The organism is Streptomyces sp. M41 (assembly GCF_043673425.1).
GTDB lineage: Bacteria > Actinomycetota > Actinomycetes > Streptomycetales > Streptomycetaceae > Streptomyces.
Genome location: NZ_JBIMKE010000001.1, coordinates 436,453 through 450,134 on the forward strand (window position 1 = coordinate 436,453; position 13,682 = coordinate 450,134).

The 13,682-nt window shown below is 72.6% G+C and carries 9 protein-coding genes and 2 pseudogenes; 7 read left to right on the forward strand and 4 right to left on the reverse strand.

What is annotated here, in order from left to right:
- Positions 1-20 precede the first annotated feature (20 nt).
- The 4 genes and pseudogenes from ACHBTE_RS02010 to ACHBTE_RS02025 form a co-directional block, all read left to right on the forward strand.
- Positions 21-962 (forward strand): cyclase family protein, encoded by a 942-nt coding sequence (locus tag ACHBTE_RS02010; protein WP_394721499.1) that lies wholly within the window; start codon positions 21-23, stop codon positions 960-962.
- 238 nt (positions 963-1,200) lie between these two features.
- On the forward strand, positions 1,201-2,781 hold the full coding sequence (locus ACHBTE_RS02015; RefSeq protein WP_394721500.1) for a GMC oxidoreductase: 1,581 nt from the start codon (positions 1,201-1,203) through the stop codon (positions 2,779-2,781).
- A 162-nt stretch (positions 2,782-2,943) separates the two neighbouring features.
- Positions 2,944-3,783, forward strand: a complete 840-nt coding sequence (locus ACHBTE_RS02020) for an SDR family oxidoreductase (protein ID WP_394721501.1) — start codon at positions 2,944-2,946, stop codon at positions 3,781-3,783.
- Positions 3,780-3,926: pseudogene (locus ACHBTE_RS02025) on the forward strand (cytochrome ubiquinol oxidase subunit I); the annotation flags it as partial. The gene ACHBTE_RS02020 and the pseudogene ACHBTE_RS02025, both read left to right, overlap by 4 nt.
- A gap of 28 nt (positions 3,927-3,954) precedes the next feature.
- Here the strand turns inward: ACHBTE_RS02025 and ACHBTE_RS02030 are convergent.
- Positions 3,955-5,793: a glycoside hydrolase family 15 protein gene (locus ACHBTE_RS02030; protein ID WP_394721502.1), complete on the reverse strand. Its 1,839-nt coding sequence runs from the start codon at positions 5,791-5,793 to the stop codon at positions 3,955-3,957.
- Positions 5,794-6,005: 212 nt separating this feature from the next.
- Complete coding sequence (locus tag ACHBTE_RS02035; protein WP_394721503.1) at positions 6,006-6,800, reverse strand: GAP family protein; 795 nt, start codon at positions 6,798-6,800, stop codon at positions 6,006-6,008.
- A gap of 33 nt (positions 6,801-6,833) precedes the next feature.
- Here ACHBTE_RS02035 and ACHBTE_RS02040 point away from each other — a divergent pair, with 33 nt between their 5' ends.
- Positions 6,834-7,907 carry a YhjD/YihY/BrkB family envelope integrity protein gene (locus ACHBTE_RS02040; RefSeq protein ID WP_394721504.1) on the forward strand — a complete coding sequence of 358 codons (1,074 nt, stop codon included), beginning with the start codon at positions 6,834-6,836 and terminating at the stop codon, positions 7,905-7,907.
- A gap of 60 nt (positions 7,908-7,967) precedes the next feature.
- Here the strand turns inward: ACHBTE_RS02040 and ACHBTE_RS02045 are convergent, their stop codons facing one another.
- Complete coding sequence (locus ACHBTE_RS02045) at positions 7,968-10,346, reverse strand: FUSC family protein (protein WP_394721505.1); 2,379 nt, start codon at positions 10,344-10,346, stop codon at positions 7,968-7,970.
- A 229-nt stretch (positions 10,347-10,575) separates the two neighbouring features.
- A complete protein-coding gene (locus tag ACHBTE_RS02050; protein WP_394721506.1) occupies positions 10,576-11,754 on the reverse strand; it encodes a saccharopine dehydrogenase family protein in 1,179 nt (392 codons plus the stop codon).
- Between the two features lie 91 nt (positions 11,755-11,845).
- On the opposite strand from ACHBTE_RS02050, the gene ACHBTE_RS02055 reads away from it, so the two are divergent.
- Entirely contained in the window at positions 11,846-12,226 is a 381-nt protein-coding gene (locus tag ACHBTE_RS02055) for an MmcQ/YjbR family DNA-binding protein (protein ID WP_394721507.1), read from the forward strand.
- A gap of 128 nt (positions 12,227-12,354) precedes the next feature.
- Positions 12,355-13,470 (forward strand): annotated as a pseudogene (locus tag ACHBTE_RS02060) (CaiB/BaiF CoA transferase family protein); the annotation flags it as partial.
- Positions 13,471-13,682 lie beyond the last annotated feature (212 nt).

Genomic DNA, 13,682 nt, shown 5'->3' on the forward strand with positions numbered 1-13,682 from the left:
CCCACCGAGGAGGAGCTCCCATGACGGCCTCCCCGACCTCGCACCCGATGTCCGAGACGGACTTCCGGGAGCTGTACCGCGAGCTGCGCGAGCAAGGGCCGAGTGGCACGGACGACCGGCCCGGAGCGCTGGCCCGGCTCACCCCTGAGCTCGTGATGGCGGCCGTCGGTGAGGTGCGCAGTGGGCGGACCGTGTCGCTCGCCGCGGACATCGAGTCCGTGCCGGGGCCCGACAACCCCGATCCGGCGTCCTACCGGATGATCGCGCCGACCGCGGGGGAGGACACCGCTCACGGGCTGCACTTCGCCCGGGACCGGTTCGCCATGAACGTGCACGGCGACGCCGACAGCCACCTCGACGCGCTCTGCCATGTCATGTTCGACGGCGAGCTGTACGGCTCGGTCCCGGCCGGCTCGGTGACCCCGGAACACGCCGGCGCGCTGACCCTGGACCTCGTGCGGGACGGCATCGTCGGGCGCGGGGTGCTGCTGGACATCCCGCGACTGCGAGACGTGCCGTGGCTGGACCCCGGTACACAGGTGAGCGCGGAGGACCTGGAGGCCGCCGAGGGCTACCAGGGCGTCGCGGTCGGTCCGGGTGACCTGCTGTTCGTGCGTGTGGGGCACCGCCGGCGGCGCCGCAGCCTGGGCCCCTGGGACCCGGCGCGGGCCAGGGCCGGCCTGCACCCGCGGGCGATGCGGTTCCCGGCCGGCCGGGGGGTGGCCGTCCTCGGCTCGGACGGCAACAACGACGCGGCTCCCAGCGCGGTACCCGGCATCGACTACCCGGTGCACGTCCTGGCCGTGCAGGCCATGGGCATGCATCTGCTGGACTATCTGGACCTCGAGGAGCTGACCGAGGCCTGCGCGCAGGCGGGCCGCTGGTCCTTCCTGTGCGTGGTCGCCCCGTTGCGGCTGCCCTCGGCCACCGGCTCACCGGTGAACCCGGTCGCCGTCCTGTGACCGGCGCGACGGGTCGGGGGCCGGTGCTGCGGATGCCGCATCCCCGCCGCCCGTATACGTTCGAAGTGCGGCCAGGGACGTGTTCGGGCCTCCACGTGGTCGGTCCCCATGTGTCCGGGTCTCCACGTGGTCAATCCCCACATGTCCGGTCTCCACATGTCCGGGCTCCATGTGTTCGGTCTCCCGTGTTCAGGTCTGCGCGACAGCGGCGGACCGCACCAGCGAGGACGGTGGTCCCATGGGCGACTCGCCCCACCACGACGTCATCATCATCGGCACCGGCGCCGGCGGCGGAACGCTCGCCCATCGGCTCGCCCCTTCCGGCAAGCGGATCCTGATCCTGGAACGCGGCGGCCACCTGCCGCGCGAGCGCGACAACTGGGACTCCACGGCCGTGTTCGTCAAGGCCAAGTACCGTGCCCCGGAGTTCTGGCTCGACAAGCACGGCAATGAATTCCCGCCCGAGGTCAACTACTACGTCGGCGGCAACACCAAGTTCTACGGCGCGGCCCTGTTCCGGCTGCGCCCGGAGGACTTCGGGGAGCTGCGCCACCACGGCGGCCTCTCGCCCGCCTGGCCGATCCGGTACGAGGACCTGGAGCCGTACTACGCCCAGGCGGAACACCTCTACCGTGTGCACGGCCGGCACGGCGAGGACCCCTGGGAAGGCCCGTGGAGCGCGCAGTACGCGCATCCGCCGGTCGAACACGAGCCGCGTATCCAGCAGTTGAGCGACGACCTGGAGAAGCAGGGCCTGCACCCGTTCCACCTGCCCATCGGCGTCGACCTGACCCAGGACGCGAGCGGCCGGGCCACCCACTTCAGCGCCTGCATCCGCTGCAATCGCGTCGACGGTTTCCCCTGCCTGGTCCGGGGCAAGTCCGATGCCCAAGTGGTCTGCGTCGAACCGGCCTTGGAGCACCAGAACGTCGAGATGATCACCAACGCCCAGGTGACGCGCCTCGACACCGATCCGACGGGGCGCAGCGTCACCGCGGTCGTCGCCCGGCTCGCGGACGGGCAACAGGTCCGTTTCTCGGCCGACATCGTCGTCGTGGCCTGCGGAGCGGTCAACTCCGCCGCCCTGCTGCTCGCTTCGGCGAACGACCGGCACCCGGCCGGGCTGGCGAACAGCTCCGGCGTCGTGGGCCGCCACTACATGCGGCACAACAACCTCGCCCTGATGGCCGTCTCGAGGGAGCCGAACGACACGCAGTTCCAGAAGACGCTCGCCCTGCACGACTGGTACCTGGGCGCGGACGACTGGGACTTCCCGCTCGGCGGCATCCAGATGCTCGGCAAGTCGGACGCCGAGCAGATCCACGGCGAGGCCCCGCGCTGGGCCGGAGCGGTGACACCCGACATGCCCTTCGAGGTACTGGCCCACCACGCCGTCGACTTCTGGCTGTGCGGCGAGGACCTGCCGCAGCCCGGCAACCGGGTCACCCTGGACGGCGACGGCCGTATCCGCCTCACCCTCGACGAGAACAACAACGTCGCCGGGCTGGGCCGCCTGCGGCACAAACTCCAGCATCTGCTCGGCCGGCTCGGCATGCACGAGCACCACCTGCTGTCGCACAGCATCTATCTGCACAAAGGCATGCCCATCGGGGCCACCGCCCATCAGGCGGGCACCGTGCGCTTCGGCACCGACCCGGCGTCGTCCGCCCTGGACGTCCACTGCAAGGCGCACGACGTCGACAACCTGTACGTGGTCGACACGAGCTTCTTCCCGAGCATCGGCGCGGTCAACCCGTCCCTGACCGCCATGGCGAACGCGCTGCGCGTGGGCGACCACCTCGTGGAGCGCTTGACCTGACCCCAGCCGGGGACTCGTCTTCGGGCGGGGGAAGATCCTCCGCCGGTCGGCGCAACACCGGCTCGCGCCGCGCGCCGCCGCCCACCCGCCGGTGATTGGGTGGCGCCCGACCGCCGGGCCACGGCCCGGACGACCCGGCCCGCAGCGCAGGAGACAGGCATCGTGAGTTCCCCCGAGGGCGCACCCCGCGACGTGATCCCCGCCCAACTGCTCAAGGGACAGAAGGCCCTCGTCACCGGGGCCAACTCCGGCATCGGCAAGGCCACGGCGGTGGCCATGGGCCGGGCCGGGGCGGACGTGGTCGTGAACTACGTGGCCGGCCGCGAGGAAGCGCAGAAGGTGGTCGAGGAGATCCAGTCGTTCGGGGTCCGGGCGATCGCCGTCGAGGCGGACGTCTCCGACGAGGACCAGGTCGTCGCGATGACGAACCGGACGGTCGAGGAGTTCGGCACCCTCGACATCCTGGTCGCCAACGCCGGTCTCCAGCGCGACGCCCCGTTCACCGAGATGACGCTCGCCCAGTGGCAGAAGGTCATCGACGTGAACCTCACCGGGCAGTTCCTGTGCGCCCGGGAGGCCACCAAGGAGTTCCTGCGGCGCGGCGTCGTCCCCGAGGTGTCGCGCGCGGCCGGAAAGATCATCTGCATGAGCTCGGTGCACCAGGTCATCCCCTGGGCCGGGCACGTCAACTACGCCTCGTCCAAGGGCGGGGTGCGGATGATGATGGAGACGCTCGCCCAGGAACTCGCGCCGAAGAAGATCCGCGTCAACGCCATCGCCCCCGGCGCCATCCAGACCCCCATCAACCGCAGCGCCTGGGAGACGGCGGACGCCCGCGAGGACCTCCTCAAGCTGATTCCCTACGACCGTGTCGGCGACCCGGACGACATCGCCAACGCGGCCGTCGGCCTCGCCTCCGACCTCATGGACTACGTGGTGGGCGCCACGCTCTTCGTGGACGGCGGGATGACCCTGTTCCCCGGTTTCGCCACCGGCGGCTGACCGCACTCCTGGTGCCGCTGGGCGTGGCCCTGCCCCTGATCACGCTCATCCTGCACGGCTACGGGCTGCGCCGCGGCGACCGTACCGCGCTGCTGCTGGCGCGCCGCTGGTCGGCGGTCATGACGGTGCAGTTCGCGATGGGAGCCTGAGTCGTTCCAGTCCCTCCCCGGTCTAGGTGCGGTCCAAGGCGGCGTCGAGCGTGATCGCCGCGTCGATCAGCGCCAGGTGGGTGAAGGCCTGCGGGAAGTTGCCCAGTTGCCGGCCCGTGGGGTCGATCTCCTCCGAGTACAGGCCGAGATGGTTGGCGTAGCCCATCATCTTCTCCAGCACCAGCCGCGCCTTGTCGGGCCGTCCCGCGCGCCCGAGAGCGTCCACGTACATGAAGGTGCACAGCGAGAAGGTGCCCTCGGAGCCGCGCAGACCGTCGGGCGACGCCTCGGGGTTATAGCGGTATACCAGGCTGTCGCTGACCAGTTCCTGTTCCATGGCGTCGAGGGTCGACGTCCACATCGGGTCCTCGGGGGTGATGAAACCGACCGTGGCCATGCGCAGCAGCGAGGAGTCGAGGACGTCGCCGGCGTAGTGCTGGACGAAGGCCTGACGTCCCTCGCTCCAGCCCTTGGCCATGACCTGCTCGTAGCAGTCGTCCCGGGCGCGGCGCCATCGGTCGCCCGCGGCGGGCCGGCCGTTGGACTCGGCGAGCCGCAGCGCGCGGTCGAAGGCCACCCAGGACATCACCCGGCCGTAGGTGAAGTCCTGTCGTCCGCCGCGGGTCTCCCACAGGCCCTCCTCGGCCTGGTCCCAGTGGTCGACCAGCCAGTCGAGGTTGGTCAGCAGCGCGTTCCAGCCGTGGTGCCCCACCTGGAGGCCGTGCCGGTGCGCGAAGTAGATGCTGTCCAGGGCCTCGCCGTAGATGTCGAGTTGGAGCTGGGTGGCGGCGCCGTTGCCGATCCGCACCGGCGCGGAACCCGCGTACCCCGCCCAGTGATCGAGGACCTGCTCGTCCAGGTCGGACGATCCGTCCACCTTGTACATGACGTTCAGCGGACCGGTGTCACCGTGCTGCCCCGCCCGCTCCTTGACCCGGTCCGCGAGCCACTGGATGAACGCCCGTGCCTCGTCGGTGAAGCCCAGCCCCAGCAGGGCGTACACCGAGAAGGACGCGTCACGGATCCAGGTGAAGCGGTAGTCCCAGTTGCGTTCGCCGCCCAGCTGCTCGGGAAGGGCCGCCGTCGGGGCGGCCACCACGGCGCCGGTGGGGGCGAACGTCATCAGCTTCAGGGTGATCGCGGAGCGCTCCACGGTCTCGCGCCAGCGTCCCGTGTAGCGGGACTGGCGCAGCCAGGTACGCCAGAACTGCACCGTCTCGTCGAAGAGTTGCCCGTACTCCGACAGCCGCATCTCCCTCGGCGGCCCGTCGGCACCCCATTCCAGGGCCAGTCCGCGCTCCTGGCCGGCCTCCAGGGTCAGCGTGAAGTGCAGTGAGTCCCGCCGGTCGGCGAGCATGTCCAGCAGCCGTTTGTCGCCCGGTTCCCGGATGGGGTGCACGGTGAGCTCCGAGCCGTCCGCCGCGTGGAACACCGCGCCGTGCATGGTGATGTGCAGACGGTGCGGCTGCCGTCCGTAGTCGAACCTCGGCGCTATCTCCACCTCGAACGTCATGTTGCCGCGCACACAGCGGACCATCCTCACCAGACGGTGACTCTCGGTGACCGTCGTGCCGGTCACCGGCATGAAGTCGATGACCTCTCCCGCACCCGCCTCGGTCATGAACCGGGTGACCAGGATCGCCGTGTCGGGAAGGTACAACTGCTTGGTCGCGTAGGCGTGGTGCATCGGCCGGACGGTGCAGTGCCCGCCCTTGTCCTTGTCCAGCAGCCCGCCGAACACGCTGGGGGAGTCGAATCTCGGGGCGCAGAACCAGTCCACGCTGCCGTCGGTCGTCACCAGCGCCGCCGTCTGGAGATCGCCGAGGAGACCGTGGTCCTCGATCAGGGGGTAGTCGTCCATCGGGGGCCGCCCTTTCGGTGTGCGATTCACCCGAATGCCCTAGATCAGACTAAGCCGGGGTGCCGGGATCGGCGCGCGGGACGGGGGTGCGCGGGACGCGGGCGCGCGACGGGGGCCGGCGCCGCCGTGCCGGTGCGGCAGGGGGCGGCGTAGGGCGAGCGCCGAGGAACTGAGAGTTCGTCACGACGACGACCGGCGGGCGGGCGTGGGCCTCAGCCGATCAGCCCTGCGATGCTCTTGCCCGTCAGCCACAGGCCGATCAGGACACTGCCGAACACGATCGCCTGCTGCGCGTGGTCCGACATCCAGGTGCGCAGTCCCAGCAGCCGGCGCTGGGCCGGCGCCGGTCGCAGCGCCACGTACAGCTCGGCGGCGAGCAGGGTGGCGGTCGCGAGGACGCAGAACGCGACCAGCACCAGCCAGGTGGTGGCCTCGGAGGTGTCGGCGTCCACCACCGTGGCGGCGCCCGCGCCCACGAGCCCCCAGGGCTGGAGAAGGACGGCGAGCCCCGCAGCCGGCCAGATCGCGCCCCGTTCCATTCGTGAGGTGAGGAAGGAGGACGACTTGCCGTGCGAGGACTTGTGGTGCGACGTGTCGTGTGACGACGTGTCGCGCGGCGACGAGGCGCCGTCGACGGAAGCGGACGGATCGGCCTTGCCCGGACGGTGGCGCCAGGCCGGCAGGGCTCTCCCGCGCGGCGTACGTTCGCGGACGGGCCGGCGGTGCCGGTGTACGCCGTACACGATCAGGGACAGCCCGACGAGAAGCTTGGCCACCAGGTGCAACGTCGAGGGAGGCGACCTCGGCTCCGGGGGCCGTCCGCCGGTCAGGGTCAGGACCAGCGCGATCACCACCCCGAAGCACGCCACCCATCCCGAGATGAACGCCAGCCCGGTCCGCACCCCTTTGGCGGACGCCACCACCAGGACGAACGCCATGAGAGGGAGGGGGTCGAGCGTGATGGCGAGGGCGATGAGCAGCAGGTCGAAGACCATGGGCGATCCCATCCGGCACCGTACGGACCGAGCCTATGCACGGCCGTGATCCGCCGCATCTCTGCCCGGCGGGTCCCGCACCGCGTGGTGCGATGGCGTGCCGAGGCCCGTTTCGTCGCGCACCCTGGAGTCGGGAAGGAGCAGCTCGATGGAGACTTCCGCAGCGATGCCGTCGGCCCCGTGGGCTCGCCGCAGAGTCGGCCCGACGGGGTGAGGCGCGGGGCCGGCTTCCGCCGGTGGAACGGCTCCTGGCTGCACCCGTCGTGGTGGCGGGGCCGCTTCACCGCACTGACGGCCCACCTGAGAGCCCTCCACGCGCGCGTGGAGGCCCGCTTCCCGGTGATCACCGGACTCGTGGACCGACTGGTGTCGGTGAACATCTTCGACTCCGCCACCCGTATCGCCGCACAGTGCTTCCTGACCGCGGTGCCGTTGCTGTTCGTGCTCGGCGCCTACGCGCCGGAGGCGGTGCAGGACCAGGTCGCCGCCTCGATCAGCTCCGTCTTCGGACTGACCGGACAGTCCAAGGCCCAGGTGGAGCAGGCGTTCCAGCCCACGAACGAGGACCTTCGTCAGGCGACCGGCCTGGTGGGCGGGTTGATGGTGCTGCTCTCGGCCACCGCGGTGAGCCGCGCCGTCCAGCGGCTGTGCAGACGGGCCTGGCAGCTGCCCCGGACGGCGGGGCGGGTCTCTCCATGGCGGTGGGTGGCGTGGATCCTGCTGTGGCTCGGCGCCCTGGTGGTGCAAGGGCTGCTGCACAACGGGTTCGGCCTCGGGGCCTGGGTGGGGTTGCCGGTCGTCCTGGTCATGCAGGCGGTGATGTGGTGGTGGACCCAGCACATGCTGCTGGGCGGCATCATCCCCTGGCGGCCCCTGGTGCCGGGGTCCGTGCTCACCGCGATCGCGGTGAGCGTGCTGTCCGTGACCGCGCATTTCTACATGCCCCGGGCTCTCGACCGGGCATTGGCCGACTACGGTTCCGCGGGTTCGGTCTTCGTCCTGCTGTCCTGGCTGATCGTCGTGTGCGTGGCCATCGCCATCGGCCTCAGCACGGGCGCCGTGCTGTCCCAGGAGCCCTTCATCAAGCGCCGTCTGGAGCGCCGGACGCCACCACCCTGACGGCGGCGCCGTATTCGGTGATGCCGTATCCGGTGATGCCGGTCGGCGTCCGTGCCGGTCTCAGGTGCGGGGCGACGGTTCCGGGGCGATGGGCGGATGCGGGGGCAGGGAGGGCGGGTGCCCGGGAGGGGAAGGCGGGTGCGCGGGCCGGGAGGGCGGCGTGTCGTCGCCGATCGTCCGCAGGTCCGCCCGCAGGGTGACGAGCCAGTTCTCGACGTCCACCAGCACGGGCAGCACCGGGCCGGTGAGCGCGGCCTCGACCTCGTACGGAATGTGCACCGGCGGCACCCGGATGCCGCCCGGCGGGAAGCCGGCGGCCCTGTCGGCCGCGTCGGCCGTCGACTCGGCCGCCGCGCGCGCCCACTCGGCCGCGGCGTCGGGCACCTTGCCGTCGAAGTCGCGCGCCGCGATCTGCGGCAGCCAGTTGGAGCCGACCAGGATGTGGATCGCGCAGTTGAGGGCGGCGGGCCAGTCGGGCGCCGCCTCGTGGTGGCTCTGGGGCTCGCTGCGGTACTGGGCGTACGCCGCCTCGGCGAGGCGCAGTCGGTGACGGGTCTGCCGTCTGGCCTGCTCGGTGTCGCCAGGGGGCTCGGCGCCCTCGCCGGGGGGCGGCTCCGTGCTGCGCCTGACGGGTGGCCCGGCGTCGGCCTCGGACGGCTCGGGCGGTGGGGGCTCGGGCGGGGGTGGCCCGGGCGGTGGCGTGTCGGCCGGCGGGATGTCCGTGCCGCCCTGGGCCCGCCCGGTTCGCCCCGGCGTCGACGACGCGGTCGTCGTCCGGGCGGGCAGTACGGCCGCCGCCGTCGCCGGTACCAGGGGCGCGGCCTCCAGGAGCAGTCGCGCCATGCCGCGCCTGACCTCGGTGGACGCTCCGGCCGGCCAGGCCACGACCCCGCACAGCAGGCCGATGCAGCAGCCCGTCAGGACGTCCACCAACCGGGTCTCCCCGAGCTGCCAGGTGACCGGGACGAGCTGGGCGAATGCCGTGGAGACCACCAGCGTGAACAGGCCCTGGGCCCACGCGATGCCGGCGACGGGGCCCACCGTGAACGCCAGCAGCATGAGCGGGACCAGCAGCGCCGCGTACACGTCGGTCGCCTCCCCCACCCCGAGGATCAGCGCCCCCGCCGTCAGCGCCCCCGCGAACGTCCCCGTCACCGCCAGACGTACGGCGGACCAGGTGGCGCCCGCCGTCGTACGGCCCAGCGTCAGCACGGCCAGCAGCACCCAGAAGCCGTGCGAGAGGTCCAGCGAACCGGCCACGAGACGCGCGACGCCCAGGCCGAGGGCCGTGCGCACCGCGTTCTGGAACACGACCGAGCGCTGTGTGAGATTCCCGGTGAGCCGCCGCAGCCACAGGTCGGCGGCGGGCGGCCCGGCGTACCAGAGCTGTTCGCTCGGCAGGCCGCGGACGCCGCGTCTGCCGCCCAGCGCGACGGACAGGGCGGCCCGCGCCGTCACCGCCGAGGCCGCCTCCGCGAGGACGGCCGACTGGCGGCGCAAAACAGGCAGTGACGGGGGTGCGCGTCCCGCCGCCGCCTGCCCCCGGGCGACGAGGAACTGCTGGACCACCTCCTCCAGCGCCTCGGGACCCGGGACGGGACGCCGACCGCGCAGGTTCGCGGCCATGGCGACGCACTCCGCGGCGATCGCGGAAAGCAGCGGCGCCGAGACACCGTCCGGGGCGGGCGTGGGTGAGGGATGCTCGGCGGCACGGGCCAGCTGGTCGACCAGACGCCGGGTCGCGCCACCGGTGTGCGCCAGCGCCCGGTCGGTGCGCCCCGCGCCGGTCGGTCGTACGGCGGGCGGCAGCCGGGACAGCCGCAGGGACTGACCGGCCGCCCGCAGCTCATGGACCAGGCCCGGCTCGGCCGTGGCACCGCACGCCGAAGCCCTCGCCGCGCGTGCCGCCACTTCCAGCGCGGCGGCGACACGCTCGCGGTAGGAGACCTCCGGCGGGGCGGGCAGCAGCAGGAGTTCGCAGAGCACCAGCAGCGCGCCACCCAGAAGGACGCCCGCCAGCCGTTCCGGGAGGGTGTCCGGCAGATACGGCGGGAAGCAGGCCAGGATGTAGAACAGTTGCAGGCCGGGGGTGGCGCCGGCCGGGCCCGGGCCGCAGGCCGCGCCGAAGGACATCACGAAGCCCACGAGGACCATCCCGGCGACCGCGGGGCCGGTGGCCACGGCCAGCGCGGTGCCGAGCGCGGTCAGGGCCACGGCGACCGGCAGGACGTGCACGACGACGCGGGCGCGGTCCCGGCCGGAGCCGGGCAGCGGGGACAGGATGCCGAGGGCGATGGGGGTGAAGAAGGCGTACAACGCCAGGACGGGCGAGTCCAGGAGGTAGACCGCCGGATAGAACCCGGCGGCAGCCGCGACGCTGATCCGCACCGCGCGCCGCGCGGCCTGCACACGGTCGGGTGACGACGCCCGCACCGGCATGGCGCTCCTTCCCGCGGCCCCGCCCCGGGGAGCATCCCACCGCCGTCCTTCCATTCTGCGCACCGCGGCGCGGCCGGCAGTTCGCGGCGGAACGGGGGCTCGGTGGACCCGGGGCTCGGGGGACCGAGGGACCGGGGGAGGGGCGGCGACGGCCGTGCGGCGCTGGTGGCGCGTGGACACGCGCGCCTCACGGGTGTGGAGCTTGTGGCCCGACCCCCGGCTCCCGGGTTCACCGGACGGCGGCCACCCGGAAGGTGATGCCCGCGCCGCGCAGCCGCTCGATCAGGGCGTCTCCCATCGCGACCGCCGTCGTGACCTGCCCGGCCGTCTGCGGCAGCTCGTCGACGGCCAGGGACAGTGCCGACTCGGCGAACATCTTCGCCGTCTCGCCGTATCCGGGGTCACCGCCCGCGACCTCCGTGAAGACCTTCCGGCCGCCGCCCTCGCCGACGAAGCGGACGGAGAACCAGCTCTTCGCCCGCTTCTGAGGCCCCGGCCCCTCGCCGGGCTTCAGCCGGTCGGACAGCCAGCGCCGGGCGGGCGGCAGCTGGGCGGCGGTGGCGAGGGCGCCCACCGCCGCGACCCCGCCGAGCGCCACGGGCAGATGCCGTACGGCGGCGTAGTGGCGGTAGCGGAAGTCGGGACCGTAGCGCTCCAGGGCCCGGGCGGAGCGCTTGACGATCTGCGGGTCGATCGTCGGCAGCGGCAGCGCCCACGCGCCGACCTCCTTGGCGAACCGGGGCACGCCTGTGGGCGCCAGCGCCCGTCGTCCCATCACCCGCGGCTCATGACGGGCGCGTTCACGCGCGGCGGCCCACATCTGACGCCCGCGCGCGAACTGGTTGAGCGCCGAGGCGAACGTACCGCCGGAGAAAGCGGCGTCGACGGTCACGAACCCGTCCACCGTGAGCGGCACGCTCCGGGGCAGCTGCTGGACGGTGAAGTACGCGCCGAGGTCGTGCGGTACGGAGTCGAAGCCGGCGGCGTGCACGAGCCGCGACCCGGTCTCACGCGCGCGTGCGTCGTGCCGGACGTAGGTCCGGTCCACGAACTCCGGCTCCCCGCACAGGTCGAGGTAGTCGGCGCCGGTGTCCGCGCAGGCGGCGACGAGGTCTTCGCCGTACGTCATGTACGGTCCCACCGTCGTGGCCACCACGCGCGCGTGCTCGGCGATCCGGCGCACGGCGGCCGGATCGGAGACGTCCGCCTCCAGCACGCCGACCCGCTCACCGCCGGGCAGCCGGTCCCGCAGCTGCTCCAGCTTCTCCTTGCTGCGGCCGGCGATCGCCCAGCGCAGCCCGTCCGGCGCCTGCGCGGCGAGGTACTCCGCGGTGAGCACCCCGACGAAACCCGTCGCCCCGTAGAGCACGATGTCGTACGGGCGATCCGTCCTGTTCAGCCTGCTCATGACACCCCTCGGTCTCGCAGCTCGCGCCGTTGTCGGTGGCCGAGGCTAGCGTGAGGTGTGCGGAGCCCGACGACGAGCCCGGAGGTAAGCGGTGGCCGTGCCCAAAAATGCCCTGAAGAAATGGGAGAAAGTGCGCGCGTTCGCACTCGGGCTGCCGGAGGCCGGCGAGGAGTTCCCCTGGGGCGAGACGGTCGCGAAGGTCAACAAGAAGGTGTTCGTCTTCCTCGGCGTCGACGACGGCAGCTATCCACTCGGCATAACCGTGAAGCTCAAGGACGAGTCGGCCCACGCCCACGCGCTGACCTGCCCGGGTGCCGAGCCCGCCGGGTACGGCCTGGGCAAGTCCGGCTGGGTCAGCATCCCGCTGGAAGCGAAGGGCGCCCCGGCGGCGGAGCTGCTGTGCGACTGGGTGGAGGAGAGCTACCGCACGATCGCGCCGAAGCGGCTGACGGCGGAGCTGGACGGGCGCTGATTGCGCGGGCCGGGTTCGCGGGCGGGCTTCCGGCGGGTAACTTGCTAAGCGCTTGCTCTTGTGTCCGCTGGAACATGTTCTTAGCATCACTGGTGTTACAGCAGTAGTGTCATACCCCTGGGGGCAGGATGGCGACGACGCCAGGACAGGGCCCGCTCACCGGCGTGCGTGTGGTCGAGCTGGCCGGCATCGGGCCCGGCCCGTTCGCCGCCATGCTCCTCGCCGACCTGGGCGCCGACGTCGTGCGCGTGGACCGGCCGGGCGGCACGGGACTCGCGATCGACACCGCGTACGACATCACCAACCGCAACAAGCGCTCGGTGATCGTCGACCTGAAGGCTCCCGACGGGCCCGCGCGCGTGCTCGACCTCGCCGCCCGCGCCGACATCCTCATCGAGGGCTACCGTCCCGGCGTCGCCGAGCGCCTCGGCGTCGGCCCCGAGGAGTGCCACGCCCGCAACCCCCGCCTGGTCTACGGCCGCATGACCGGCTGGGGCCAGGACGGGCCGCTCGCCCATCGCGCCGGCCACGACATCGCGTACATCGCCCTCACCGGCACCCTCGGCATGATCGGCAGCCCCGACGAACCCCCGGCCGTCCCCGCCAACCTGGTCGGCGACTACGCGGGCGGCTCCCTCTACCTGGTGGTGGGCGTCCTCGCCGCCCTCCACCACGCGCGCGAGAGCGGCGCCGGCCAGGTCGTCGACGCCGCCATCGTCGACGGCACCTCGCACCTCTCCGCGATGATCCACGGCATGCTCGCCGCCGGCGGTTGGCAGGACCGGCGCGGCGCCAACCTCCTGGACGGCGGCTGCCCGTACTACGGGACGTACGAGACGGCCGACGGCCAGTACATGGCGGTCGGCGCGCTGGAGCCCCAGTTCTACGACGAGTTCCTGGAGCTGCTCGGCATCACGGACTTCGCCTCCGCCCGTAAGGACTGGGCCCGCTGGGGGGAGCTGCGCGAGGCGGTCGCCGCCCGCTTCAAGTCCCGTACACGGGACGAGTGGACGGCCGTCTTCGAGGGCACCGACGCGTGTGTCGCCCCCGTCCTCTCCCTGCGCGAGGCCCCGCACCACCCCCACCTGGCCGCCCGGGGCACCTTCACCGACCACGGCGGCATCACCCAGCCCGCCCCGGCCCCCCGCTTCTCGGCCACCCCCACCGCCGTACGCACCGGCCCCGCACAGCCCGGCGCCGACACGGCGGAGGTGGCCCGCGCATGGGGGGTGCCCGCACTGGCGGCCGGACCCGGCGTCCCGGGCGTGATGGATGCTGGGGGGAGGGGCCCGGATCTGCGGGGCGCCGAGGTGATCGACCCCGACCTGGCGGACGCCGACGGAGCGGGCCCGGATCGAGGCCCGGACCTCAGGGGCGCCGAGGTGATCGACCCGGCCATGATCCCCACCGATCCGACGCCCCCGCCTGCGAACATCGCCGAACCCACGCCCCCGGC